Source organism: Neobacillus sp. S1227 (assembly GCF_055385255.1).
The window spans coordinates 5,118,554-5,142,148 of sequence record NZ_AP038276.1 but is presented as its reverse complement, the minus strand read 5'-3'; the positions used below and the strand labels follow the sequence as shown (position 1 = coordinate 5,142,148).

The following is a 23,595-nucleotide window of genomic DNA, read 5'->3' as shown; positions in this document are numbered from 1 at the left end:
GAGCGAACTGATGAACAAAAAGTCTGCAAAAGGATTGTCTGTTCTAATCATACTGTCTTTACTCATTACCATGTCCGTCAATGTACCATTGATTTTCGCCGATGATACCGCTAATCGTTTAGTCAATGCAGGATTTGAAGAAACGCAGAAGGCTCAGTCCGGTTGGGATCAATTGGGCGCAGCCAGCTGGAATGTGTGGAAGCCGACAGGAAAACCAATTGTGTCGATTTCTGAAGATGCCGCCCACACCGGAAAATACGGGTTGAAAATTACAGCGGCTGAAACCGCAAGGGCGTCTGTGAATCAGGATGTACCTGTAAAAGGCGGAAAAACCTATTTATTAAGCACCTGGCTGAAGACAGATAATATTGTCAGCGGCCAGGGGGCACGGATCAGAGTGACCACTTATGAGAAAGGGCAGCAGCTCGACCTCCTATACTCAACTCGGCTAACCGGCACTCATGATTGGTCACAAATCAAGATGGAGGTAAAGCCCCCAAGTAATTGTGACAGCATCCGTGTTCAGCTTTTCTTTGAAACAGGGACAGGAACTGTCATGTTTGACGATGTTTCCTTAGAGTTGATTGACCCGGCTGCATCTATTGCGATTGAAAATAAGGAAGTGACGATTAAAGAGCAGGAGACAGCCGTTTTGAATGCCAAAATGGAACCTGCTGACGCCAGCTCAAAGATTTCTTGGTTTTCAAGCGACAATTCGGTTGCCACAGTCGATAACAACGGCACGGTAACAGGAGTAAAAGCAGGTGAAGCCGTGATCATGGCTGTTACAGACAATGGTCTGACTGCCAGCAGTACAGTAAAGGTTTTAAGAAATGACGCCCTTGAACGGCCAGCGATTGAACAATTGGAATTGTCTCCAAAAGAACTATCATTAACGGCAGGGCAGATCCGCCTTCTGCAAACGGAGGTTACTCCGGAAAATGCAGACACCGGGCAGCTCGTCTGGACGACTTCCAATGAAGAGGTAGCTTCAGTAAAGAACGGTCTTGTCGAAGCGAAATCACCAGGAACAGCGGTCATTTCTGTTTCGACAGCCGATGGGCGGATTAAAAGTGAAAGTCAAGTCACTGTTAAAGCAGCTGTCCTTGATGAGTACGATCAGCTTCGTCATAAGTGGGAAAACCAAATGACCAGTCTAGACTATTACGATGCTTCGAATGATCGAATGAAGCAAATGGTGGCCAGCCAAACGAAATCGGCGCAGTCCTTATGGAGGACAATGGTTAAGAACAGTGACCGCTCTTTCCTTTGGTATGAGTACAGAAGCACGGATAATTCGGCCGATATTCGCGACAGCTACCGGAATCTGACGACAATGGCCAAAGCATTTGCGAATGAGCACTCGAGCCTTTATCGCAATCCGCAATTGTTAAAGGATATCGAAGCAGCCCTAGAGTGGCTTTATCAAAACCGCTATAACGAGAATATTCAGCAGTACAGCAACTGGTGGCACTGGGAAATCGGCGTGCCCAATGAATTAAACAGCATCATGGTCCTTTTATATGATTATTTGAATCAGGAAACCATTCACCGCTATCTGAATGTGATTGATCATTTTCAGCCGGATCCGACTAAATCAGGTGCGACGACCCCTAGTAATTACCGCGAAGCAGTCGGGGCTAATCGGATTGATGTCAGTAAGGTAGTCGGCGTGCGCGGCGTACTTGTAAAGGATGGTGCGAAAATCGCAGCAGCCCGGGACGCACTGAGCCAAACCTTTGAAAACGTGACATCGGGTGATGGTTTTTATGAAGATGGCTCGTTTGTCCAGCACGAGGATATTGCCTATACCGGTTCATATGGAAATGTGTTAATCGAAGGGTTGACCGATCTGCTTGATTTATTAAGCGGTTCGACCTGGGCTGTAACGGACCCTAAGGTGTCGAATGTCTATGATTGGATTGAAAATGCCTTTGAACCATTTATGTATAAAGGCGCATTGATGGATATGGTAAGGGGAAGAGCGATTTCCCGCAGTTTCCTTCAGGACCACCAGGCCGGGCAAACGATTACCAAAGTAGTGATCAGGATGGCGCAATTTGCACCAGAACCGTATGCAGCAAAATATAAGAGTATGGCCAAAGCTTGGCTGCAGGAGGATACGTACCTCGATTATCTTTCAAACTCCAGCAATTTCAAGGACATGGTCCTAGCCAAAGAGCTGCTCGAAAATCAAAACATCAAGCCTAGGAGTGAGCTTGATTACCATAAGACCTTCGCGTCGATGGACCGTGTGGTGAACCGGAAACCTGGCTACACTTTCGGCATTAGCATGTATTCCAACCGGATTCAGAACTATGAAGATATGAATGATGAAAACCGGAAAGGCTGGTACACAGGCGAAGGGATGACCTATTTGTACAATGCCGATCTTGCCCAGTACAGCGATGACTTCTGGCCTACCGTTGACCCGTACCGGATGCCCGGAACGACCGTTGATACGATGAAGCGGGCAGACGGCAGCGGGGAGCATAATTCACCCGAGTCTTGGGTGGGGGGATCGACGCTGGACCGATTTGGTACAGCAGGCATGTCTTACAAAGCCTGGAACAGTTCTTTAACAGCAAAAAAATCATGGTTTATGTTCGATAACGAAATTGTCGCGCTTGGAGCAGGCATCAACAGCGGGGACAACAGAACGATTGAGACGATTGTCGAAAATCGAAAAATCCGTGACAACGGCTCAAACGAATTGATCATTAATGGGGAAACACAAGACTTAACCGATGGGCAAAATCATACGGCTGAAGCCAAGTGGGCGTTCCTTGAAGGAAATGTGCCGGGGGCAGATATCGGCTACTACTTCCCTGAAGGAAAAAACCTTACCGTGAAAAAAGAACAGCGGACTGGCGCCTGGAAGGATATCAATTATACCGAACCGGCCACACCAATTACGCGTTCCTACGCCACAATGTGGTTTGACCACGGTGTGAATCCGGCAAATGACACGTACTCTTACGTTCTGCTGCCAGGCTTAACATCGGAACAAACAAGCCAATATGCCGCCGAGCCGGAGATTTCAATTTTACGAAATGACACAGCCGTTCAAGCAGTACAGGAGCTGAAGCAAAATATCATCGGGGCAAACTTCTGGCTGGATGAAAAACAAACAGTTGGACCGTTAACCGTTTATCAAAAGGCGTCGGTAACGATGCAGGAGAAGGATGGCGTGCTGACACTGGCTGTTTCTGATCCAACGATGCAAAATACCGGCACAATTGACCTTGATTTTGACGGAAAAGCCTTCGAGGTACTTGAAGCCGGCGAACAGGTGAAGGTTGTACAGACAAAGCCATCGATTAAGTTGAAAGTGAATGTCAACCAAGCTCATGGGAAAACCCTCACTGTCAAATTAAAAATGATTCCGAGTGTAAAAGGAAACAGTCCACATTCCATTAGATAGACGTAAGAAAAAAGGAGCGAGACAAATGGAGAGTCAACAAAGACCGAATCTCATCTATATTTTTGCCGATCAATGGCGCCGTCAGGCTGTCGGCTATGAAGAGGAGGACCAGGTGATTACACCAAATATCGATGCTTTTGCGCGAGAAGGGACGATTTTTTCTAATGCTGTCACCTGCTCTCCATTGTGCTCTCCTCATCGAGCCTCCTTGCTGACGGGAAGATACCCCAACAGCACAGGGGTTTATACCAATTGCAAGGTCGGGGCGGATGTCATGTTGAGTCCGGATGAAACTTGTATCAGTGATGTGCTCTCAGAGAACGGCTACCAGACAGCCTATATCGGCAAGTGGCATCTCGATTTGCCAGAATTAAACGTGACCGACCAGCCGGAATCCGGTGCTTCCGACTGGGATGCCTATACTCCGCCGGGACCGAAACGGCACGGCTTCCAATACTGGTATTCCTACGGGGCATGGGATGAGCATCTAGCTCCGCATTACTGGCAGGACAGTCCGGAAAAAATCAGGGTCAATCAATGGTCGGTCGAGCATGAAACCGACCAGACCCTTAGGTATCTTCAACACCGGGATAAACAGCGGCCGTTTGCTTTATTCCTATCGTGGAATCCGCCGCACAGCCCGTTTGATCAGGTGCCGGAAAAATACCGGAAACTGTACGATCGGGAACAAATTTTCTTAAGAGAAAACGTGAACCAGTCGACCTTCTTGGTGCATACCGGGGAACCAGTTGACGGCGGCATCGAGGAACTAAAAGACAAACAATTAAACTATTACGCTGCCATCTCAGGCATTGATGACCAGTTCGGAAGAGTTTTGCAATTTTTAAAGGAAGAAAATTTGGAGGAGAACACGATTGTTGTGTTGACCTCGGACCATGGCGAAATGATGGGTTCCCATGGCTTGATGGCGAAGCATGTGTGGTATGAGGAATCGATCGGCGTTCCGTTTTGCGTGCGCTGGCTAGGGGTGATTCCGCAGATAAGAACAGATCTCCTGCTAAACACCGTCGATATTATGCCGACCCTTTTGAGTCTGCTGGATTTAGAGATTCCTAGTTCAGTAGAGGGGACGGATTTATCGGGTTATATCCTGAACCGAGAGAGCGGTGGACCGGGGGAAGCGTATATCAGTGCCTATCCGGGCCGAAAGGAAGCGATTGAAGCGTTTCATGAAGCGGGGCTGGATAATCGGGAATATGGCTGGAGAGCCGTTCGCACACATGACTTTACCTATGTGATTCACCATGGCTATTCCCCTGGTGATGAATTGGTCCGTTTGCTTTATGATTTGAAAAACGATCAATACCAGCTTCACCCGGAGCAGATTGAAGAACCTTCCAGCCATCCGGCCGCCTTGGTGCTTGAAGGAAAGCTGTGCCGCTGGCTGAACGAAGTAAATGATCCTTTTTACAACAAACTTAGAGGTGTTATGAAATGACCGTGTATGCAACGGAAGTACTTAATGAAGACATTAAAAATATCGAACGCTTTACGAAAGCTCCGGCAGTCGACCGTGCCTTTGTGGAAAAAGCCATCCAGCATGTGTTGGCCAAAATCGACCAGAGCTTAGATGTGTTCACAGACAAGTTTCCCGATTCCAACAGTGTGAATCTTGTCTATAAACCGATTGAAAACGTGGAATGGACGACAAGCTTTTGGACAGGGATGCTGTGGCTCGCTTATGAGTACACCGGGGAAGGAAAATACCGGAAAGCAGCAGAGAAGCAGATTCAAAGTTTTAAGGAAAGGATTGAAAACCGAATTGAAGTTGACCATCATGACTTGGGCTTCCTCTACACATTAAGCTGTGTCAGTGCCTATAAGCTGACTGGCAATGAAGAAGCAAAGGAAATCGCCTTAAAAGCGGCAGATTTGTTGATTACCCGCTATTACGATAAAGCCGGAATTATCCAGGCATGGGGTGATCTTAACGATCCGAAGCAGCGCGGCCGGATGATTATTGACTGCAACCTGAACCTGCCGTTGCTTTATTGGGCATCAGAGGTGACTGGTAAATCTCATTATCGGGAAATTGCCGAGAGCCATGTCAAACAGGCAGCTAAATATATTGTCCGTGAGGATGCCTCTACTTTCCACACATTTTATATGGATCCGGAGACTGGTGAGCCGTTATATGGAAATACTCACCAAGGCTTTGCAGATGACTCCTGCTGGGCGCGCGGGCAAGCCTGGGGCATCTATGGGTTTCCACTCAGTTACCACTACACAGGTGATTGGAGCTTAGTAGAGTTAGCGAAGAAACTGACAAACTATTACTTAAATCGCTTGCCGGAAGATGAGATTTGCTACTGGGATCTAATTTTTACCGAGGGTGACGAGGAACGGGACAGCTCTGCGGCAGCGATTACGATTTGCGGCTTGCTGGAGATGGCAAAGCACTTGCCGTTAACTGACCCGGAAAAACAAATCTATGAAAATGCTGCCTTAAAGATGGTGCAATCACTATATGAAAATTATCGGACCGAAATCGATAGCGAGGCCAACGGAATCCTCAAGCATGCCGTCTACTACAAAGCCGGCGGCCGCGGTGTAGATGAAAGCTGCATCTGGGGCGACTATTACTATTTCGAAGCGTTAATCAGACTTGTGAAGGATTGGAAGATGTACTGGTAATTTTAAATGATAAATTACATTGTGACACTTTGTTGATTGGAGCGGACGGGGATCGACTCCTGCGGGAGTACGGGGCAGGGGAAACCCCTCAGGCGCTAAAAGCGCTGAGGAGGCTCCCGGAATCGCCCGCGGAAAGCGAGCCCGTGGAGCGGAATTCAACAGCTTTCTAAAATGCACTGATCTGAAAGGGGAAATGTTAGGATGGATGGCAAACTATATCGAACAATGGAGTTTATCATGAATGCCTTTTTACTAAATACATTATGGTTGGTGATGTGCCTGCCCGTCCTGACGATTTTCCCCGCCACAACAGCCATGTTTGGGGTGGTCCGGGAATGGCAGAAGCAAAAGGACATTCGCGTCATTTCCGCTTTTTTCCGCCACTTTAAAGGAAACTTTAAACAAAGCTTCATTCTTGGCATTTTATGGAGTGCCTTTACCTGTGTGCTAATTGGTGATTTTATCATCACAAACCAACTGAATTCGAACCTGAAATACGCGCTATTTGCGTTTTTCTTCTTATTAACAATCGTTTACCTGTTTGCAGCCATTACAATTTTTCCCGTCATCGTTCATTACCGGGTATCTTGGAAAGATGCAATCAAGAATGCCATGCTGCTTTCGATTGGCAAGCTTCATTTCACGCTTCTTTCCCTTGTGATCATCGCCTTGACGGTAGGGATTGTTTCTTATTTTCCAGCAGCCTCAATGTTAGTATTTAGCGTGGCTGCCTACCTGATTTATGCCCTGGTATCAAAGGGGTTTCATAACGAGAAAAAGGTTCAAACCAATGGCCAGGCTGCTGCTGTTTAACATTTCGATTACATCATGAAAGAAGGGGCGATCATGTATCAGATTTTGGTGACGGGATATGGCGGTTTCCCGTCCGGTGTCCAATCTGCTCTCCGCTATTTAATGGGGGACCATCCGAATCTATTCATTTTAGAGCTTTCTGAAGGGATGACTCACGAACAGTATGAAGCAGAGGTAACCGAGTTTTTGAAAAATCACCCCCGGGTGCTGGTCTGTGCCGATTTGACAGGTGGTGCTCCGCACCAGATTGCTGCTAAGGTCCTTCTTGAACATCATTTTTCAGCCGAACAATTCCTTATTTCAGGCATGCCGTTAAGTATGATGACCGAGTTAACGATGAAGTTTCAATTTCAAGAAGTATCGGTCGAGGAAGCTCCAGCTGTCATCCAACAGACCATAGCTGAGTGCAAAGACATGATTCATTATCTCTCATTAGCGGGAGGCGTTTGAATTGGATTTTACTCGATTAAAAGCAAACCTTGCAAAATATTCTTCCTGTCAGCAAATGCCCTTTCTGAACGAGCGAGAACGAAAAGCTTCCTATTTAAATAGCAATCTTTTATGTTCCAACATTTTTGTTTTTAAAGAGCCGTTGGATATGGAGGCATGCTATATTCCCTACTCCTTTCAAGAGATTGATTGGAACCGGGCGATGAATGCGGATGAAGAGTGGATTTTCATGTTAAACCGGCATGAATATCTGCTTGATTTAGCAAAGGTTTATTCCGATTCATTAGACGAGAAATACCTAGCATGCTGGAAACGGCTTGTTTTTGACTGGATTGAGCGGAATTCCTTTTCCGAGGAGAAGCTCCGGACCTCGTGGCGGACAATTGACACTGGGATTCGCTGCACAAGCTGGGTGAAAAGTCTCCAATTCATCCATGAGGAATTGCATGATGAGGAGCTGCAGACGATCTTTGACGCCCTTAAGCTGCAAGTGCTGTTTTTGAAAAATCAATACCTTGACCGCTATACATTAAGCAACTGGGGCAATTTACAAATTGCCGGCATTTTGCAGGTAGTCATGATTTGTAAAGACTTGGTCTCGGAGGAAATCGTGAAGTGGGCATGGGAAGAGCTTGAGCGGCAATGTGGCATCCAGTTTCATGGGGACGGTGTCCATTGGGAGCAGTCGCCGCTATATCACTTTGAGGTCCTGTTTGCTTTAGTTGATATTTATAGGACTGCTCAAGCGTTAGACATCTCGCTGTTCTCTGAACTAAAAGGGATCATCGAGAATGCTGTTCATGCTGCTTATTACATGATTTATCCGAATGGTTATGCCGTTCCGCAGCATGACAGTGATTATGTATTTGTCCAGGATGTATTTGATAGATTACAAGAGTTTCAGCAGGCGAACCTGCCTGAGCTGTTCATCGGTGGTGATAGCGGTAATTTTGTCTACAAAACGGAACAGGATTTTGTCAGCGTTTGGAACGGACGCCATGGGAGCGGGCACGCGCATGCGAGTTTAGGCCATCTGAATTTGTTCTTGAACGGGGAGAGAGTCCTGTGTGATTCGGGAAGATTCACTTATCAGGAAGGCCCTGTCCGAAACTTTTTAAAATCAGCCCAAAGCCACAGTACGGTCGTTGTCGACGATATTCCGTTCATGTCCATCAAAGACTCTTGGTCCTATTATTATGTCGGGAAAGCTCTAGGGAACCGTGTCAAAGAAACGGCTGACTTTATCGTGATGGAGAGTTCCTTTTCCCACACGGCCTACCTTGTGCAGCGGACAGTTGTTTTTATCAAAAAGGAAGGGATTGCGATTGTCATCGATCATGTTGACAGCGAAGGCCCCCACAAGATGAAACGATACTTTCAAGTAAATCCGGAGATGAAGGCAAGAAAACAGAATGATTGCTGGGAGTTAAGCGGTAAACGGAATAAAGCCTATACATATTTTTTGGAAGATGCCAATACGTACTGTCAGGACAGTATTTATTCGGACATTTATAACCGGCTTGGTAATCGAACGACATTAATAGAGGAAAAGAATTTTGACCACCGCGGCATCAGCACAGCGGTCTTTTCCGCAAAGCTGCTCGTGGTGACGAAGCATCGCATTGAGCAATGCGGAAGTGAAGAGCCGCCGGCAGATGAACAGTTTGTAGGATTCCGGCTTGAGTCAGACTCCGCAGCCTATGATGTTTATTTTGCAGCCAATGACACGGTAAAGGGAGAACGGGTTTACAAGCACAATAATTTGCACCTTTATCATAAACTGACGGTTTTGCATGACGGCAAGAAAGTGACGGTTTTTTAGGGCGTGGCGGGGGAATTGGATTTTCAAAGCTTGTGCAGGAGTTTCGGCTTGAGCAGATTGGTTAACCGCTTTGGAGGGGGTGATTCGTTTGCAGCAGAAATTTGGGCGGCATTTTGGAAGGACTGCCAGCACAGCAGATCATTTCTTTCGGAAAGCCTGCCTTTCAGGGCACTGTAATCCGTTTTCTTAGGAAGAATTTCTTCCGTTTGCTGCTTCAGAATCAGGAGCATCAAGAAGGAGGCCTCTCAACCTAGGAATTTTAATCCTATTGGCGGATATCGGTGTTCTATTGGCGAATTTTGAGGTCCTATCGGCGAATTTCAGTGTTCTATCGGCGAATTTTTGCATTCTATCAGCGAATATCAAGGTTCTATCGGCGATTCGCAGTAACCATCTAAAAAAATCAACAAAAAAAGGAGATATGAATCATGGAAACACGTTATGCCCACCATCCGGAGGATATGAAAAAATACACAACGGAGGAATTAAGAAGAGAATTCCTTGTTGAAACATTATTTGAACCAGGTCAAGTGCATTTAACTTATACCCATGTGGACCGGATGATTTTCGGCGGCGTTACCCCTGCTGATCAGGAATTAACGATTAAGCTGGACAAAGAATTGGGAGTAGAGTATTTCCTGGAACGCCGTGAGCTCGGAATCATCAATATCGGCGGCGAAGGCTCCGTTGTCCTTGACGGAACAGAATATGAAATGCAGCAGCGTGACGGCCTATATGTCGGCAAAGGAACAAAGGAAGTGTTATTCCGTTCCAAGGATGCAGCCAATCCGGCAAAGTTTTATATCAACTCTGCACCGGCTCACCATACGTACCCTACCGTTAAAATCGATATTAATAAAATTGACCCGCTACATATGGGATCTCCAGAAACATTAAACGAGCGGAAAATCTACCAATATGTGCACCCCAACGTTTGTCAAAGCTGCCAGCTGCAAATGGGACTGACGATGCTGACGCCGGGAAGCGTGTGGAACACGATGCCATGCCATACCCATGAGCGCAGGATGGAAGTGTATTTATACTTCGACATGGAACCGGAAACCCGTGTTTTCCACTTCTTAGGAAAACCAGATGAAACAAGACATTTAGTCATGAAAAACGAACAGGCAACCATTTCACCAAGCTGGTCTATCCATACAGGTACAGCAACAAGCAATTATACCTTTATTTGGGGCATGTGCGGTGAAAACATCACATATAGCGACATGGACCATGTAAAAATGGAAGAATTGCGCTAATTAAAACACAGAAAATGCATCCTGAGCCCCGACAAGCCCGATTGCTTTGAGGGGCTCAGGCGTTAAAGTCTAGAAAAATATCATTTTGGAGGTAACTAGAATGACCAATAGTCTTACATCATTTTCACTTGATTATTTCAATCTCTCAGGAAAAGTCGCGATAGTTACAGGGGCCAATAAAGGGCTGGGGCAGGCATATGCTGTGGCGCTTGCCAAGGCCGGTGCAAATCTCTTTGTTGTTGCCCGCAGCGGCAGCTGTGAGGAAACTCGGGGCTTGATTGAAGAAACGGGTCACCGGGTGAAATTTTTCCAAGCCGATTTAAGTGACCGGGAAGCAGTCAAACAAGTTGTGCCCGAGTGTCTGAAGGTATATGGAAAAGTGGATATTTTGGTCAACAATGCCGGCACCATCTTGCGTTCACCGTTAGTCGAGTACAAGGAGGAAGATTGGGATACAGTCATGGAGGTCAATTTGAATTCGTTGTATCTGCTAAGTCAGGAGGCAGCCAAAGTGATGGTAGAGCAAAAGAGCGGAAAAATCATCAATATCGCCTCAATGCTCTCGTTCCAGGGCGGCAAGTTCGTTCCTCCGTACACAGCCAGCAAACATGCAGTTGCAGGACTGACAAAGGCCTTTGCCAATGAATTGGCTGAACACAATATTCAAATTAATGCGATTGCACCAGGCTATATTGCAACCGATAATACTGCTCCAATCCGCGCTGATGAAAAGCGAAACGCTGAAATCCTATCGCGTATTCCGGCCGCACGATGGGCAGACCCGTCCGACCTGATGGGCACAGTTGTCTTTTTGGCCAGTAAAGCTTCTGATTATATGAATGGACATGTTCTGGCGGTAGATGGCGGCTGGCTGGCGCGGTAAAACTCGATCTGTCTACTTGGTTATTAAAATTTGTGTCTCAAAAAACTTCTTTTTAGGATGGTGTATTTATGGGGAAAAATCTAAAGAAAATTTTAGCGACATCCGTGACATTAACGACCTTTTTAACCGTACCGGTGATAGATTCCAACAACTCCGTTCAAGCTTCTGAACCGTCGGCATCTGCTGTCACCGAGACAAACCCCGCAGAGATTGTAAACGACCTTAATCAATTAAAGGTAAACTTTAAAGAGTATCTGGTTGGCAATGCGAGTTTGAATACGAACCCATCGCTAGCCAGTAAAATCAACTCTGTCCATAATACGGCCAATACTAGAATCGGGGACTTCCTTCCAAAAGACGAAAGGGCACAAGGTCTGTTCAAAGGCGTCATTCTAGGCGAAGATCCCAAAAATTTAAGCAACTCCTATTTATATTTATACCAAATGGCGCTGGCTGCCAAGACCTATAAAGACCCAAGCCAAGCCGGAAATAACTTTTACGAAAATAAGGAAATCATCAATAAAGTCATTGATGGGTTGGATTGGCTATATGCCAATCACTTTGCCGATCAGGAAAAGGGTTACTACGGGAACTGGTATGAATGGGAAATAGGCGCCCCGATCAATGTGACGAAAATCCTGCTTTTGTTAGAGGATGAGATTAGAGCTTCTAAACCGGACTTAATCGAAAACTATGTTAAGTCCATGGATCTTTATTTAAGAAATGGAAAAGACGGGGATATTGACTTAACTGCACGTCAACACACAGGAGCCAACCTTGCCGATATTGCCACCAATCGAATAATCCAGGGGGCACTTACAGGAGATGGGCAGCGGGTTTCAAAGGCAGTGGCCAATATCCTGACTGTTTTTCAAACGATTGACCCTAATCATATTGTGAATGGGAATACGGATGGATTTTATGAGGACGGCTCCTTTATTCAGCATCACCGAGTTGCTTATACCGGTTCATATGGAAAAGTCCTCTTAAATCGAATTATGCAAACCATGAATATTTTAAATGGCAGTTCTTATAATCCGGAACAAATATTGGTTCCAACGGTCAAGAATTGGCTTTATCAAGGGTTCTCCCCTGTCATTTTTGAAGGGTATATGATGGAAATGGTAAAAGGCAGAGCGATTTCCAGAACAACAACAGGGTATGCGGATGTAAACAATATCATCGAGGCAATGCTGGATTTAACGAACAAATTAAATGATGAAGACAGTAAACGTTTAAAATCTCACATCAAATATATTGCGCAAACATCCAAAGGAGGTATTTCACCAAACACTTTCACCTCCTATAATGCCATTATTACCTATAACAACATCATGGCAGACAGCCAAATTGAGGCTAAAAACGCGATTGCGGAAGAAAATCATTATGCGTTTAATTTAATGGATAAAACCGTTCATTTACGGGATTCCTATGCATTTGCTTTTTCTAGAAGCTCCGACCGAATCAGCAAGTATGAATATATGAGCGGCGAAAATTTAATGCCATGGTTCCAAGGCGATGGAGCGTATTACTTATATTTATCAGGAAGGGATCAGACGAAGTCATTTGGGGCTGATTATTTGGCAGCCATCGATCCTTATAAACTCCCGGGGACCACTGTGCCTGTAGAGGAGCGAAAAACCATTCCCGAGCTGTATGATGGAAAGCTTTTCTATGAAAATACCAATCATCCATTAAATTTCTATGCATCCTCAGTGTCGCAAAATGATTATGTTTATTTTCCAGTAGGAACAAATCATTACTCTGGTGGAGTCAAGCTTGGGAAATACGGCGTATCCGGTATCCAGCTTGGTGATGAGATTGGCTATCGCGACAAACAAGCAGGGCTGCTTCCGGATGACTTTGTCGTGTATAAGAACGCCGATGCCAATAAATCAGCCTTTATGTTTGATGATGAAATTGTCTTGCTAGGTTCTGGCATTCAGGATCAGCAGGGGAGAGAGGTTATTTCCACCATCGATAACCGTATGTTTGACAAAAACGAAACGAGTTTCGTTGCCGGGGAAACTTATGAAAACGTTAAATTAGCGAACCCAGGTAATGGTCAATACGATCTAAAATGGATTCATTTCAATACGAATGCTGAAGGAACAAAGGTAGGCTATTACTTCCCTGAGTCTTCTAATATCCAGGTTTCCACAAATTCGGTGACGGAAAGTCTTAGAAAAATCCGTACTAGCAATCCAGATACTAAGATTACAAAGAATTTCTTTACATTAGGAATGGATCATGGAGAAAATCCGCAAAACGCTAAATATGCTTATGTAATTTTACCGAACTTTGGTGAAAACGAAACGGAACAGTATGCAAATAATCCAGGTGTGAAAATTTTAGCTAACACCGAGGATGTCCATGCTGTTGAGCAGACAAAGCTAGGGATAAAAGGATTTAACTTTTTTGGTGATATGAAGAGAACGGTTAGTAATGTTACATCCTATAATCCTGCATCGATTCTTGTAAAGAAGGATGGCGATACGGTAACCATCGCTGTCTCCGACCCTACCCTCAGCTTGGAGAAAATGAAGCTGGAAGTTGACCTGCCTAGGCCGGTAGTTGTGGAAGCCAGCAAGGGTGCAAAAGTCTCTGTATCAAGTAAAAAAGCTTTGATTCATATTGACTCCAAGAATTCTAATGGGAAGAGCTTTGAGATTAAATTGAAGATTAAAGAGTAATGTGTTTGTTCTTCGGACAAAAATGGTGGGGAAATAGGAGGAACTGTCCGAAGTTCTTAGTGCTTCGGACAAAACCGCCACGAAAAGAGGAGAATCTGTCCGAAGCTAGTGGTTGTTCGGACAAAACAACCGCGAAACGAGGCGGGACTGTCCGAAGTTCGTGGCTGTTCGGACAAAACAACCGCGAAACGAGGCGGGACTGTCCGAAGTTCGTGGCTGTTCGGACAAAATAGTCGCGAAAAGAGGCGTGACTGTCCGAAGTTGGTGGCTCTTCGGACAAAATGGCCGAAGATGGTGGTCCTACGGACAGAACCGCCACGAAAAGAGGAGGGAATGTCCGTAGAATATGGTCCTACGGACAGAACCGCCAAGAAAAGAGGCAGAACTGTCCGTAGAATGTGGTCCTACGGACAAAACAGCCGCGAAAAGAGGAGGAACTGTCCGTAGAATGTGGTCCCACGGACAAAACCGCCAAGAAAAGAGGCAGAACTGTCCGTAGAATGTGGTCCTATGGACAGAACAGCCACGAAAAGAGGCAGAACTGTCCGTAGAACGTGATCCTACCGACAAAACAGCCACGAAAAGAGGAGGGAATGTCTGTAGAATATGGTCCTACGGACAGAAACGCCACGAAAAGAGGCAGAACTGTCCGTAGAATGTGTTCCTACGGACAGAACAGCCACGAAAAGAGGAAGAACTGTCCGTAGAATGTGTTCCTACGGACAAAACCGCCACGAAAAGAGGAGGAACTGTCCGTAGAATGTGGTCCTACGGACAAAACCGCCACGAAAAGAGGAGGAACTGTCCGTAGAATATGGTCCTACGGACAGAACCGCCAAGAAAATAGGAAGAACTGTCCGTAGAATGTGGTCCTACGGACAAAACGCTCCCCAAAAAAGCTCAATCTGTCCGTAGCCCGGCATACTAAGGACAATCCGGCACCTAAAGGCAATAAAAATGTCCTTAAGACTTATTACCACTTAATAGAATAGTAGTTTTTCAAAACAATTGAGGAGTACACGTCATGAAAAAGCCAAACATTTTACTAATCACCAGTGACCAGCAGCACTACGATACCATCGGTGCCTTCAATCCAGAGATTTCAACCCCAAACCTCGACCGGCTAGCAAGGGAAGGTACGACATTTCAGCGTGCATATTGCCCCAATCCTACCTGTACGCCGGCAAGGTCATCAATTATTACAGGCACGTATCCAAGCCAGCATGGTGCCTGGACACTGGGGACAAAGTTAAGCGAGGATCATCTGACAGTCGGTGATGTCTTCGTCCAAAATGGATACAGGACTGCCCTCGTAGGCAAAGCCCATTTCCAACCGACACGCACAACGGACGAATACCCATCGCTAGAATCGCTGCCGCTTCTTCAGGATATTGAATTCTGGAAATCTTACAAACAGCCATTCTATGGCTTTGAAAAAGTTGAACTCCTCCGCAACCACACAAATGAATATTTAGTAGGACAGCATTATGTGGCATGGCTGGAGGAGAAGGGGTATCATGACTGGAAACAGTATTATATGCCGCCAACTGGAACGATGGACCCGACGATCACCTATCAGTGGGGAATTCCAGAAGAATATCACTATAATACCTTCATTGCCGAAAAAACAAATGAGCTTCTTGAAACCTATCAACAGCGGGAAGAAAACTTCTTCCTATGGGCGAGCTTTTCGGACCCGCATCCGCCTTATTTAGTACCTGAACCGTGGGCCTCGATGTATGATCCTGGTCAATTGACGATTCCGGAACTTTTTCCGGGAGAACATGAGAAGAATCCTCCTCATTTTCAAAAGACGCAGGAGGATAATCCAGATTTTTCATACTTGGCGGAAACAGGCTTTGGTATCCATGGATATCACTCTCATCTACTGCCTGAAGACGACCGGAAAAAGTTAGTAGCGACTTATTACGGAATGATTAGTTTTATGGATAAGTATATTGGTAAGATTCTAGACAAGCTGGATGAATTAGGAATTGCTGACGAAACGATTGTTGTGTTTACAACCGACCACGGTCACTTCTTCGGCCAGCATGGCCTGCAGTATAAAGGCGGCTTCCATTACGAAGATTTGATCAGGCTGCCATTTATTGTCCGCTACCCGGGCAAGGTTCCGGAGCAAGCACAATCGCACGCCCTGCAGTCGCTGGTGGATTTGGCTCCGACCTTTTTATCGCTAGCCGGCATCCCTGTTCCACCTATTATGTCGGGAGAAAACCAAAAGGATGTTTGGCTTGGCGGCAAAGAAAAAGCAAGGGATCACATCCTATGTGAGTTCCGCCATGAGCCAACGACTATTCATCAAAAAACCTACGTGGATGAGCGATATAAAATAACCATCTATTATCGGCAAACCTATGGTGAAATTTTTGACCTCAAGGAGGACCCGAAGGAATTAAATAATTTATGGGACCATCCCGACTATCAAGAATTGAAAAAAGAGCTTCTATTAAAATACGCTTGGGCAGAGCTGCATAAAGAACAGATGCCAATGCCCAGAATTTCACATGCATAGGGACTAGTCCATACATTCACACATGAAGGAGATTAATATAATGGTACAATCCTGTTTAACTTCCCAACAACGTAGTAGCCATATCGGTGTCATGTGGAAAACCGTTTCCGAGGCGTGTAATCTGGCATGTGATTATTGCTATTATAGCGGATGCGGCGGACAGCCTGGGAAAATTGACAAGATTGATCCGGCCATCCTTGAAAAATTCATCAAAGAATATATGTCGCTAACCAGCGGGGTAGCCTCCTTTGCCTGGCAGGGAGGGGAACCGCTGTTAGCCGGCTTGGATTTTTTTAAACAGGTTGTGCTTCTGCAAGCGAAGTACGCACCGAAAAATACCATCATCAGCAACTCGCTGCAAACGAATGCGACGCTGATTAACGAGGACTGGGCACGATTTTTTAAACAATACAATTTCCTCATTGGTGTCAGTCTTGATGGACCAAAAGAAATCAACGACGCAAGAAGGGTGACCGGGCATGGGAAGGGAAGCTTTGACCGGGTAATGCGTGGAATTGATTACTTGCGAAAACATCATGTTGATTTTAATATCCTAACAGTCATTCATCAAGACAATGTGGGGCGGGCAAAAGAGCTAATGGCGTTCTATCAGCAAGAGGGCTTTAACCATGTTCAGTTTATCCCATGTATGGATTTTCGGGCGCAGGAGCCGAATAAACCGGGACAATATTTGATTACTCCGAAACAATATGGCCAGTTTTTATGCGAGGCGTTTGACATCTGGTATAACGACGGCAATCCGAATCGATCTGTTCGCTTCTTTGATAACATCCTGAGCACTTACCTGCATCAGGAGGCAGAATTATGTATCCACCGTCAGACGTGCCCGAAAACATTGATTCTTGAGCAAAATGGCGACGCCTATCCGTGCGATTTTTATATGAATGAAGATTATAAGCTTGGGAATGTCGGTCAGGGTTCACTGATAGACATCCTCAACAGTCCAAAGTATAACGACTTTCTTAGATTGAAGCCTGCTTTGCCTGATAAGTGCAAAAGCTGTGAGTTCTTAAAGCTATGCCATGGCGGCTGTCCAAGAAATAGGGCCTGGAACCAGGCGGATGAAACGATAAACCCGGATTATTTCTGTGAAAGCTACTTGCAGGTTTATAAGCATGTACATGAACGAATGGAAAGGTTGGCAGAAAGTATAAAACTTCAATGGTTACAAAATCATCTTAAAGCTGGACGCCCAAAGCCTGAAAGAAATGATTTATGCTTATGCGGCAGCGGGAAGAAGTTCAAAAGATGCTGTGAAAAGTTTGTTCAAATGGTTTAACTTTCCTTAATGGGGGAATGAAAATGGATCTAACAACAGGCTCCATACTTTTACTGATTGGGATCCTGGCTGGAGGTTATGGAACGATTGTCGGTGCCGGGGGCGGATTTATTTTCGTGCCGGCACTGCTGCTTTTATTTAAAATGGAACCTGCGATTGCTGCAGGATCAGGACTTATTATCGTGTTAATTAATTCTTTGTCCGGTGTGATTGGGTATGCCAAGCAAGAGAAGATTCAATTTCGAACGGGGCTTACACTCGCAATTGGTGCCCTGCCAGGTTCTCTTCTTGGGGTATGGCTGCTCCAACTCTATTCATCTAGTTATTTCTATGTGATATTTGCTACCTTGTTGGTTGGATTGGGAATCTTTTTATTCACCAAAAATCTACCTGAAAAATTACAAAGACGCCAGCCATCTGAAGGGTATGCATGCATAGCGGCAGGTGCTTCCAGCGGAATTGGGGATGCTCTTGATATGATAGTTAAAGAAAATGGCCGTTCGATAGAAAAATGGCTTATTCCGCTTGGGGTCGTGATCGGCATTTTATCCAGTTACCTCGGGATTGGCGGCGGCTGGCTTCTCGTTCCCATCTTAATTTATGTATTTAATGTCCCTGCACACAATGCTGCGGCAACGTCCATTTTTTCACTTTGTCTGTATTCAACAATCGGTGTGTTTGCGCAGCTATTGTATGGCCATATCGATTGGCCAGCTGTCATCTTTGGCGGCATCGGTGTGATCGTCGGTTCACAAATCGGGGTGTTGCTCTCGCAAAAAATCCCTGGCAAAGTCATCATCCAAATGCTGTCCGTGTTATTGATATTTATTGGAGTTCGTATGTATTTTTCATGAAAAGAAGCATGGGGGCGGTTCTCATGCCTCAAAATTTTGAGGCACAGAAACCTTCCCCCATGCTTTACACTGCTGCTTTCTGCATTGGCGGGGTGGCTTTTTGTTTTTTGCTCATGAAGAGGAAGACGCCGAGGAGGACAAGTAGTCCGCCGAATATTTGCCATCCGGAAAGCCGTTCTCCTAGGATAAAGATAGCCAAAATGGTGCTGCCGACCGGTTCGCCAAGAATACTCATTGAAATGGTCGTGGCGTTCACATAGTTTAACAGCCAGTTATTAATCACATGGCTAAGGCTCGGAACGATGGCCAGAAGCAAGAAAATCCCCCATTCCTTCGGCGGATAATCCCAAAACGGCACCCCGGCCCAAAGATTATAAACAACTAGTACAATCCCGGCGCATAAAAACACGCAGAAGCTGTAAATCCAGTGGGATAAATTTTTCACGACGGTTTGCCCGATAAATAAATACCCGACCACTGCGATAACGCTGAAAAAGGAGAGAATATCTCCACGGATGGCATCGGCACTTAAACCGAAGTCTCCCCAGCCAATCATCATCGCTCCGATGATTGCAATCCCCATTGTTGCCAATGCGGAAGCGGTCGTTCTTTCTTTAAAAAGAAAAAATCCCCCAATAAGTGAAATGAGCGGCTGAAGGGCGAGAATGATGGTCGAGCTTGCGACTGTTGTAAACTTTAACGAGCCGAACCAAAGGGCAAAATGCAAGGCCAGAAAGACCCCGGAGAAAAAGAGCATGGCACCATTTTTAGGACTGACTTTTTTAAACTCCTTGCGTTTGACCCAAACCATCGGCGCTAATAACAGACTTGCAAACAACATTCTGTACATACTTAATATCGAAGCCGGTGCATCGGACCATTTTACAAAGATGGCCGAAAACGATATGGCGATAATGGAAATAGTGAGCGAAAGGCTGATTGTTTTAGAATTGATTGACTGTTTCATTGCTGCTTCCTTCCTTGGTGGGGTTTGTGAAATTGCCTCTAGCAATCTATTACCATTATCGCAGATATTGCTGGAAAATCGAAGCCCTATGTTTTTCCATGGCAAACGCCTCAAGGAACCTCCAATGGTTTATCAACAACAATTATTTAATTTCATTTTATGGTAGGTAATCTTTCTTTCGAGCTTGCACTGTAACTCATAGTCAAGACAGTCCGCAAGCAACAGCTCATGGTAATGCACCCTAAACAAGTGCCATTCTTTTTTGAATTTAGCTAATAATATATTCATTCCACTCTCAACTCCTCTTCTATTGTCATAAATCGCAGGAGTCCGTATTCGGAAGCTGGCAAGCATGGTCAGAAATGACCTTAGCCCCTGTAGCTTGCGTCGCCATCTTTCAATGGGTTTGCCTTTATCGTACGATTTATGGAATTACTACTATTTTGACGATGAACAACTTGTCCCAGCAAGTGTTTTCCTGTTTTTTATATTGGGAAAAAATTATTCTTGGACTTTCAGAATCATGATATCTACCCTTCGGTTAGCTTGGCGGTGCTCCATAGTGTCATTTGGATATAGCGGCTTTTGCTCACCAAAGCCAGCAAATTGCAATTTATTGGAAGGGATACCATTTTGCTCGAAAAAGTAAAGTACGGACAAAGCGCGAGCAGAAGATAATTCCCAGTTTGACCTGAATGTGCCCCCGGTAATCGGGACATTATCCGTGTGGCCCTCAATGCTGATAGGGTTTTGTACTCCCTTAATCAAATCCAGCAAGTCACCCAGAATAACAGGGGAATTTCCCTTCAATTCTGCGCTGCCGGACTCAAACAAAATGACATCCTTTAGTGAAAGCTTGATCCCCTTAGGTTCGTCCTGAACGGTGATGACCTTCTCCAACCCGCGTGCCTTGATATAGCTTTGGATATTCTCCATCAGGCTGTGCAGCTTATCATTCTCTTCCTGTTTCTTTTGCTCGTCAGCTGCATTTTCGATTGGCTTTACCGCAGGCGAGCCGGCATTTTCCTTTAAAATCAAACTGCTGCCTTTTCCGTTCAAAGCCGAATTCATCGAAATCATGATTTGCTGTAACTTCTCTGAATTGATGCTGCTCGAAGCAAATAGGACGATAAACAAGGCAAGCAGCAGGGTCAAAAGGTCCGCGTAAGGAATTAACCAGCTTTCATTCATATGCTCTTCACTGTCTTGTAGTCTCCGCTTCCTCACTGTCTAATTCCCTCCTTTCTTACTGCTGGTTACAGTCGTACCCCCGACCTTACAGACTTTCGACCTCTTTCACAACCATTTCCTCCTGTTTCAAACGTGCCTTTGTTGGCAAATAAACCGCAAGCTTTCGTTCGATCAATTTAGGTGTTAATCCTTCCTGGATGGCGAGCAGCCCTTCCATCATCATCAGTTTCAGGTCCTGCTCTTTTTTAGCAATGCGCTTCAGTTTATTTGAAATCGGATGCCATAGGACATATCCGGAAAAAATCCCAAGCAGCGTCGCGATAAAGGCGGCGGCAATCGAGTGTCCTAATTTATCCATGTCCTGAAGATTTCCAAGCGCCGCAATTAATCCAACTACTGCTCCCAAAACGCCTAAAGTTGGGGCGTACGTCCCCGCCTGGCTGAAGACGAGGCTGCCGGCCTTGTGCCGATCTGCCGCTGCTTCCAGCTCGCTGAACAAAATATCCTCCATATGGTCCCGGTCGCTGCCGTCAATAATCATTTCAAGACCATTTTTTAAAAAAGGATCCTCGACAGTCTCGGCAATTTCCTCTAATGCAAGTACGCCTTCCCGTCTAGCGACCATCGACCATTCCACCATCATCTCGATAACCTCATCTTGGCTGGGCAGCTTTGGCTCAGCAAAGGCAATTTTCAACAGGATCGGAATTTTTTTTATTTCACTCATGGGAAATGCGATAAACAAGGCAGAGATTGTTCCACCAAAAATAATTAAAAAGGCAGCAGGGTTCGCCAGTGCTTCAAACGACGCGCCTTTTAATACCATCCCTACACCGATAGAAACGATAGCCAGAATCAAACCGATAAAAGTCGTCATAAATTTCTCCTTTTCTAATCATTGCTAAAATTTATAATTTATTGTAATTTAGTTTTACAAATATCGACAATCACAGACTTAAGCGTTTGGAAGGTGTTTTCCCTTGAAAGTCAGTAACGGATTTGGTGTCACAAACGAAAAAATGTTTTTTCCAAAAGAAACGAAGCAAGCTGAATCATCCTCATTTCAACAGATTTTGACAGATTCAAAAATCAATTTGGTTAAGGAACAGCTAAGTTCCCTTTTAGAAGGAATTCAAAAACAAGGGGAGCAATTGGTTCAGTCGCGAACGGCCGCTGATCTTCAAAAATATAAAAAATTAATTCAATCCTTTTTGCAGGAAGTTGTAAAAAATGGCCTTTCACTAGAAATAACGGATACTTTCACGTCAATGAATAGAGGGAGGAGGCTAAAAATTATTAAAGAGATTGATAGAAATCTGTTGGAGCTGTCGAAGGAAATTTTAGAAAAAGAGGATGCAAATATTCAATTGCTTGATAAGATAGGGGAAATCAAAGGCCTGTTAATCGACCTCTATCTGTAATTTTGACACCAAAAGGATGAAAATAATGAAAAAAATCCTAACGCTAAGTGTAGTTCTTGTGTTAATCATCGCGGGCGGTCTTTTTTACTATCAATATCAAAAAAATAACCCTGTAAGCTCACAGGATAAGGCGCTTGATCAGCTCGCTAATCAGACCATTCAAACGAAGCAAATCAGCACCAACCTTAATTCGGAAAACTTAATTCAAGTCCAGTTTTCGATTGAAATGGATTCCAAGAAAACGTTGAAGCAATCAGAAAAAATAAAGCCAATCATCGAAAGCGACATTATCAAGATTCTGTCTAAATCAAATAAAGACGATTTTAAAGATATCACGGCCTTCGAGGGAAAAATCAAGGACAAGCTTAACGAGCGGTTCTCTGATGGTAAAATTACGAACGTTTATACAACGCAACTATTAATCCAGTAAATTTTTAATAAAAGGAGAATGACGATGCTAAGAGGGATCGACACAGCGGCTTCCGGTATGATTGCCTTGCAAAGAAGGCAGGAGGCGCTGACGAATAATTTGGCCAATATCGAAACGCCTGGCTATAAAAAAGTGGATACGACCTTACGCTCTTTCCCAGAGGTCCTGCTTGAGCGGATTCATGACTCTGGAAACGGTTCGAATCCGACAGGTTTCTCCTTGATCGGGTCGCTGCAGCAGGGGGTCTATGCGCAGGAAAATATCTCAAGCTTTGCGCAAGGGGACCTGGTGACCACGGACAATCCTCTGGATGTGGCCATTGATGACCGTGCTTTGGCGGTGCAAGATGGACAAAAGTCTGGGGTCTTTTTTGCTGTCATGAACGGTGCCGGTGAAGTCCGCTATACCCGGAACGGCAGGTTCACGGTTGATGAAGCGGGACAGCTCCGAACAACCGAAGGGTATGCTGTGTTAAACGCTGATGGCCAGCCAGTTCGGACGAATGCTGAACTGGGAGCCGGTGAAGTTTCCGTGAGTGCGGATGGGAAAATCATTCTCCATCCGGATGACCTTTCTAGGAGGACCGTTTTGGACCAGATTGGGCTTGTTTTGATTCAAAATCCTAATAACCTGATCAAGGAAGGGAATGGGCTCTTCAAGCTGGAGGGAGGCGGAAACCCGCCGCCGTTATTGAACGAATTGCCAGCCGGTGTGCAACTTCGCCATAAAATGATTGAAAAATCAAATGTCGACCCAACCATGACGATGACGAGCATGATGGAAAACGTCCGGCTTTACGAAGCGAATCAGAAGGTTTTGCAGGCTTATGACAAGTCTCTGGAGCTGTTGAATTCGATTGGGAGAGTGTAACTTACACTGGTTTCTTACAAGTTTCACGGG

At 45.2% G+C, this 23,595-nt stretch carries 20 protein-coding genes and 1 riboswitch; of the genes, 16 read left to right on the top strand and 4 right to left on the bottom strand.

The window, feature by feature from the left end; genetic code table 11:
• Positions 1-10: 10 nt before the first annotated feature.
• From ACZ5AE_RS25785 to ACZ5AE_RS25760, 6 genes are all read left to right on the top strand, one after another.
• Entirely contained in the window at positions 11-3,424 is a 3,414-nt protein-coding gene (locus ACZ5AE_RS25785) for a polysaccharide lyase family 8 super-sandwich domain-containing protein (protein ID WP_464567354.1), read from the top strand.
• A gap of 25 nt (positions 3,425-3,449) precedes the next feature.
• The gene (locus ACZ5AE_RS25780) at positions 3,450-4,883 is read left to right on the top strand and encodes a sulfatase family protein (RefSeq protein WP_464567352.1); all 1,434 of its coding nucleotides are present in this window, start codon (positions 3,450-3,452) and stop codon (positions 4,881-4,883) included.
• On the top strand, positions 4,880-6,079 hold the full coding sequence (locus ACZ5AE_RS25775) for a glycoside hydrolase family 88 protein (RefSeq protein WP_464567350.1): 1,200 nt from the start codon (positions 4,880-4,882) through the stop codon (positions 6,077-6,079). Before ACZ5AE_RS25780 ends, ACZ5AE_RS25775 begins: the two co-directional genes overlap by 4 nt.
• Positions 6,080-6,280: 201 nt before the next feature.
• Positions 6,281-6,892 (top strand): YesL family protein, encoded by a 612-nt coding sequence (locus tag ACZ5AE_RS25770; protein WP_464567348.1) that lies wholly within the window; start codon positions 6,281-6,283, stop codon positions 6,890-6,892.
• Between the two features lie 33 nt (positions 6,893-6,925).
• Complete coding sequence (locus ACZ5AE_RS25765; RefSeq protein WP_464567346.1) at positions 6,926-7,342, top strand: PTS sugar transporter subunit IIA; 417 nt, start codon at positions 6,926-6,928, stop codon at positions 7,340-7,342.
• A 1-nt stretch (position 7,343) separates the two neighbouring features.
• Positions 7,344-9,164: an alginate lyase family protein gene (locus ACZ5AE_RS25760; protein ID WP_464567344.1), complete on the top strand. Its 1,821-nt coding sequence runs from the start codon at positions 7,344-7,346 to the stop codon at positions 9,162-9,164.
• Between the two features lie 23 nt (positions 9,165-9,187).
• Here ACZ5AE_RS25760 and ACZ5AE_RS25755 read toward each other — a convergent pair whose 3' ends face one another.
• Positions 9,188-9,397, bottom strand: a complete 210-nt coding sequence (locus tag ACZ5AE_RS25755) for a hypothetical protein (RefSeq protein ID WP_464567342.1) — start codon at positions 9,395-9,397, stop codon at positions 9,188-9,190.
• Between the two features lie 195 nt (positions 9,398-9,592).
• Between ACZ5AE_RS25755 and kduI the strand changes: the two genes are divergently transcribed.
• The 7 genes from kduI to ACZ5AE_RS25720 all read left to right on the top strand — a co-directional run bounded on the left by kduI (position 9,593) and on the right by ACZ5AE_RS25720 (position 18,686).
• The gene (gene kduI, locus ACZ5AE_RS25750) at positions 9,593-10,423 is read left to right on the top strand and encodes a 5-dehydro-4-deoxy-D-glucuronate isomerase (RefSeq protein ID WP_464567340.1); all 831 of its coding nucleotides are present in this window, start codon (positions 9,593-9,595) and stop codon (positions 10,421-10,423) included.
• 100 nt (positions 10,424-10,523) lie between these two features.
• Positions 10,524-11,306: a 2-dehydro-3-deoxy-D-gluconate 5-dehydrogenase KduD gene (gene kduD / locus ACZ5AE_RS25745; protein WP_464567338.1), complete on the top strand. Its 783-nt coding sequence runs from the start codon at positions 10,524-10,526 to the stop codon at positions 11,304-11,306.
• 68 nt (positions 11,307-11,374) lie between these two features.
• On the top strand, positions 11,375-13,999 hold the full coding sequence (locus tag ACZ5AE_RS25740) for a polysaccharide lyase 8 family protein (protein WP_464567336.1): 2,625 nt from the start codon (positions 11,375-11,377) through the stop codon (positions 13,997-13,999).
• A gap of 108 nt (positions 14,000-14,107) precedes the next feature.
• Positions 14,108-14,446, top strand: coding sequence for a hypothetical protein (locus ACZ5AE_RS25735; protein ID WP_464567334.1), 339 nt, complete (start codon positions 14,108-14,110; stop codon positions 14,444-14,446).
• 577 nt (positions 14,447-15,023) lie between these two features.
• Complete coding sequence (locus tag ACZ5AE_RS25730; RefSeq protein WP_464567332.1) at positions 15,024-16,532, top strand: sulfatase family protein; 1,509 nt, start codon at positions 15,024-15,026, stop codon at positions 16,530-16,532.
• A 40-nt stretch (positions 16,533-16,572) separates the two neighbouring features.
• A complete protein-coding gene (locus ACZ5AE_RS25725; protein ID WP_464567331.1) occupies positions 16,573-17,832 on the top strand; it encodes an anaerobic sulfatase maturase in 1,260 nt (419 codons plus the stop codon).
• A gap of 23 nt (positions 17,833-17,855) precedes the next feature.
• Positions 17,856-18,686, top strand: a complete 831-nt coding sequence (locus ACZ5AE_RS25720) for a sulfite exporter TauE/SafE family protein (RefSeq protein ID WP_464567330.1) — start codon at positions 17,856-17,858, stop codon at positions 18,684-18,686.
• 64 nt (positions 18,687-18,750) lie between these two features.
• Here ACZ5AE_RS25720 and ACZ5AE_RS25715 read toward each other — a convergent pair whose 3' ends face one another.
• The 3 genes from ACZ5AE_RS25715 to motA all read right to left on the bottom strand — a co-directional run bounded on the left by ACZ5AE_RS25715 (position 18,751) and on the right by motA (position 21,721).
• A complete protein-coding gene (locus ACZ5AE_RS25715) occupies positions 18,751-19,653 on the bottom strand; it encodes a DMT family transporter (RefSeq protein ID WP_464567329.1) in 903 nt (300 codons plus the stop codon).
• 335 nt (positions 19,654-19,988) lie between these two features.
• Positions 19,989-20,074, bottom strand: a riboswitch (cyclic di-GMP riboswitch).
• Positions 20,075-20,154: 80 nt separating this feature from the next.
• Positions 20,155-20,880, bottom strand: coding sequence for an OmpA family protein (locus tag ACZ5AE_RS25710; protein ID WP_464567328.1), 726 nt, complete (start codon positions 20,878-20,880; stop codon positions 20,155-20,157).
• A gap of 49 nt (positions 20,881-20,929) precedes the next feature.
• Positions 20,930-21,721, bottom strand: coding sequence for a flagellar motor stator protein MotA (gene motA, locus ACZ5AE_RS25705; protein ID WP_464567327.1), 792 nt, complete (start codon positions 21,719-21,721; stop codon positions 20,930-20,932).
• Between the two features lie 103 nt (positions 21,722-21,824).
• Here motA and ACZ5AE_RS25700 point away from each other — a divergent pair, with 103 nt between their 5' ends.
• From ACZ5AE_RS25700 to ACZ5AE_RS25690, 3 genes are read left to right on the top strand one after another with little or no spacing between them, the layout of a single operon-like run.
• Positions 21,825-22,265 (top strand): YaaR family protein, encoded by a 441-nt coding sequence (locus ACZ5AE_RS25700; RefSeq protein WP_464567326.1) that lies wholly within the window; start codon positions 21,825-21,827, stop codon positions 22,263-22,265.
• Between the two features lie 25 nt (positions 22,266-22,290).
• A complete protein-coding gene (locus tag ACZ5AE_RS25695) occupies positions 22,291-22,695 on the top strand; it encodes a flagellar basal body-associated FliL family protein (RefSeq protein ID WP_464567325.1) in 405 nt (134 codons plus the stop codon).
• A 24-nt stretch (positions 22,696-22,719) separates the two neighbouring features.
• Complete coding sequence (locus ACZ5AE_RS25690; protein WP_464567324.1) at positions 22,720-23,565, top strand: flagellar hook-basal body protein; 846 nt, start codon at positions 22,720-22,722, stop codon at positions 23,563-23,565.
• Positions 23,566-23,595 lie beyond the last annotated feature (30 nt).

Coding starts and splice junctions, on each gene's coding strand:
- ACZ5AE_RS25785 (WP_464567354.1), top strand. CDS start 11: ATGAACAAAAAGTCTGCAAAAGGATTGTCTGTTCTAATCATACTGTCT.
- ACZ5AE_RS25780 (WP_464567352.1), top strand. CDS start 3,450: ATGGAGAGTCAACAAAGACCGAATCTCATCTATATTTTTGCCGATCAA.
- ACZ5AE_RS25775 (WP_464567350.1), top strand. CDS start 4,880: ATGACCGTGTATGCAACGGAAGTACTTAATGAAGACATTAAAAATATC.
- ACZ5AE_RS25770 (WP_464567348.1), top strand. CDS start 6,281: ATGGATGGCAAACTATATCGAACAATGGAGTTTATCATGAATGCCTTT.
- ACZ5AE_RS25765 (WP_464567346.1), top strand. CDS start 6,926: ATGTATCAGATTTTGGTGACGGGATATGGCGGTTTCCCGTCCGGTGTC.
- kduI (WP_464567340.1), top strand. CDS start 9,593: ATGGAAACACGTTATGCCCACCATCCGGAGGATATGAAAAAATACACA.
- kduD (WP_464567338.1), top strand. CDS start 10,524: ATGACCAATAGTCTTACATCATTTTCACTTGATTATTTCAATCTCTCA.
- ACZ5AE_RS25740 (WP_464567336.1), top strand. CDS start 11,375: ATGGGGAAAAATCTAAAGAAAATTTTAGCGACATCCGTGACATTAACG.
- ACZ5AE_RS25730 (WP_464567332.1), top strand. CDS start 15,024: ATGAAAAAGCCAAACATTTTACTAATCACCAGTGACCAGCAGCACTAC.
- ACZ5AE_RS25725 (WP_464567331.1), top strand. CDS start 16,573: ATGGTACAATCCTGTTTAACTTCCCAACAACGTAGTAGCCATATCGGT.
- ACZ5AE_RS25720 (WP_464567330.1), top strand. CDS start 17,856: ATGGATCTAACAACAGGCTCCATACTTTTACTGATTGGGATCCTGGCT.
- ACZ5AE_RS25715 (WP_464567329.1), bottom strand. CDS start 19,653: ATGAAACAGTCAATCAATTCTAAAACAATCAGCCTTTCGCTCACTATT.
- motA (WP_464567327.1), bottom strand. CDS start 21,721: ATGACGACTTTTATCGGTTTGATTCTGGCTATCGTTTCTATCGGTGTA.
- ACZ5AE_RS25695 (WP_464567325.1), top strand. CDS start 22,291: ATGAAAAAAATCCTAACGCTAAGTGTAGTTCTTGTGTTAATCATCGCG.
- ACZ5AE_RS25690 (WP_464567324.1), top strand. CDS start 22,720: ATGCTAAGAGGGATCGACACAGCGGCTTCCGGTATGATTGCCTTGCAA.